At 50.9% G+C, this 2,913-nt stretch carries 1 rRNA gene; it reads left to right on the plus strand.

Features of this window, described 5'->3' with window-relative positions:
- Positions 1-22: 22 nt before the first annotated feature.
- Positions 23-2,902 (plus strand): 23S ribosomal RNA (locus JV36_RS0103975).
- Positions 2,903-2,913 lie beyond the last annotated feature (11 nt).

Below are 2,913 nucleotides of genomic sequence, written 5' to 3' on the forward strand. Positions count from 1 at the left end.
TCAAGGCTTTTTAGGGTTGTATGGTTAAGTGACGAAGCGTATACGGTGGATGCCTTGGCAGTTAGAGGCGATGAAGGACGTGTAAGTCTGCGAAAAGCTGTGGTGAGCCGACAAAATGCATTTGAGCCACAGATGTCCGAATGGGGAAACCCACCTGTTTACAGGTATCGTTACATGAATACATAGTGTAACGAGGCGAACGAGGGGAACTGAAACATCTAAGTACCCTTAGGAAAAGAAATCAATTGAGATTCCCCTAGTAGCGGCGAGCGAACGGGGAGCAGCCCTTAAGCTGTTTAGTGTGTAGTGGAATCCTTTGGGAAGAGGAGCGATACAGGGTGATAGCCCCGTACACAAAGCGTGCTTTACAGTGAAATCGAGTAGGTCGGGACACGTGTTATCTTGACTGAATATGGGGGGACCATCCTCCAAGGCTAAATACTCCTAACTGACCGATAGTGAACCAGTACCGTGAGGGAAAGGCGAAAAGAACCCCTGTGAGGGGAGTGAAATAGAACCTGAAACCGTATACGTACAAGCAGTAGGAGCACCTTCGTGGTGTGACTGCGTACCTTTTGTATAATGGGTCAGCGACTTATATTTAGTAGCAAGGTTAAGCGAATAGCGGAGCCGTAGCGAAAGCGAGTGTTAACTGCGCGTTGAGTTGCTAGGTATAGACCCGAAACCCGGTGATCTAGCCATGGGCAGGTTGAAGGTTGAGTAACATCAACTGGAGGACCGAACCGACTAACGTTGAAAAGTTAGCGGATGACTTGTGGCTGGGGGTGAAAGGCCAATCAAACCGGGAGATAGCTGGTTCTCCCCGAAATCTATTTAGGTAGAGCCTCGGACGAATTCCATTGGGGGTAGAGCACTGTTAAGGCTAGGGGGTCATCCCGACTTACCAACCCTTTGCAAACTCCGAATACCAATGAGAACTATCCGGGAGACACACGGCGGGTGCTAACGTCCGTCGTGGAGAGGGAAACAACCCAGACCGCCAGCTAAGGTCCCAAAATATTGCTAAGTGGGAAACGATGTGGGAAGGCATAGACAGCTAGGAGGTTGGCTTAGAAGCAGCCACCCTTTAAAGAAAGCGTAATAGCTCACTAGTCGAGTCGGCCTGCGCGGAAGATGTAACGGGGCTAAGCAATATACCGAAGCTGCGGCAGCACAGTTTACTGTGCTGGGTAGGGGAGCGTTGTGTAAGTGGATGAAGGTGAGTTGTAAAGCTTGCTGGACATATCACAAGTGCGAATGCTGACATGAGTAACGATAATGGGAGTGAAAAACTCCCACGCCGGAAGACCAAGGTTTCCTGTCCCATGCTAATCAGGGCAGGGTAAGTCGGCCCCTAAGGCGAGGCAGAAATGCGTAGTCGATGGGAAACGGATTAATATTTCCGTACTTGTATAATCAGTGATGGAGGGACGGAGAAGGCTAGGCAAGCTTGGCGTTGGTAGTCCAAGTGAAAGTGTGTAGGCTGGAATTTTAGGTAAATCCGGAGTTCTAAGGCCGAGACACGAGACGAGCTCCCAAGGGAGTGAAGTTGTTGATGCCCTGCTTCCAGGAAAAGCTTCTAAACTTATGATTATATGAACCGTACCCCAAACCGACACAGGTGGTCAGGTAGAGAATACTAAGGCGCTTGAGAGAACTCGGGTGAAGGAACTCGGCAAAATTGTACCGTAACTTCGGGAGAAGGTACGCCCTTGCTTGTGATAGGACTTGCTCCTTGAGCGAATGAGGGCCGCAGTGACCAGGTGGCTGGGACTGTTTATTAAAAACACAGCACTCTGCAAACTCGCAAGAGGACGTATAGGGTGTGACACCTGCCCGGTGCCGGAAGGTTAATTGATGGGGTTAGCGTAAGCGAAGCTCTTGATCGAAGCCCCGGTAAACGGCGGCCGTAACTATAACGGTCCTAAGGTAGCGAAATTCCTTGTCGGGTAAGTTCCGACCTGCACGAATGGTGTAACCATGGCCACGCTGTCTCCACCCGAGACTCAGTGAAATTGAAATCGCAGTGAAGATGCTGTGTACCCGCACCTAGACGGAAAGACCCCGTGAACCTTTACTACAGCTTGGCACTGAACATTGAACCTACATGTGTAGGATAGGTGGGAGGCTTCGAAGCACAGTCGCTAGATTGTGTGGAGCCGTCCTTGAAATACCACCCTTGTACGTTTGATGTTCTAACATTGGCCCCTTATCGGGGTTGTGGACAGTGTCTGGTGGGTAGTTTGACTGGGGCGGTCTCCTCCCAAATAGTAACGGAGGAGCACGAAGGTTAGCTAATCACGGTCGGACATCGTGAGGTTAGTGCAATGGCATAAGCTAGCTTAACTGCGAGACAGACACGTCGAGCAGGTACGAAAGTAGGTCATAGTGATCCGGTGGTTCTGTATGGAAGGGCCATCGCTCAACGGATAAAAGGTACTCCGGGGATAACAGGCTGATACCGCCCAAGAGTTCATATCGACGGCGGTGTTTGGCACCTCGATGTCGGCTCATCACATCCTGGGGCTGAAGTCGGTCCCAAGGGTATGGCTGTTCGCCATTTAAAGTGGTACGCGAGCTGGGTTTAGAACGTCGTGAGACAGTTCGGTCCCTATCTGGTGTGGGCGTTGGATGATTGATGGGAGCTGCTCCTAGTACGAGAGGACCGGAGTGGACGAACCGCTGGTGTTCGGGTTGTCATGCCAATGGCATTGCCCGGTAGCTACGTTCGGAACGGATAACCGCTGAAAGCATCTAAGCGGGAAGCCGGCCCAGAGATGAGTCATCCCTGACCTTTAAGGTCTGGAAGGGTTGTTATAGACGATGACGTTGATAGGCAGGGTGTGGAAGCGTTGTAAGGCGTTAAGCTAACCTGTACTAATTGCCCGAGAGGCTTAACCATACAACACCCAA

The sequence above is a fragment of the Alteromonas sp. LOR genome (assembly GCF_000753865.1).
Taxonomy (GTDB): Bacteria; Pseudomonadota; Gammaproteobacteria; order Enterobacterales; family Alteromonadaceae; genus Alteromonas.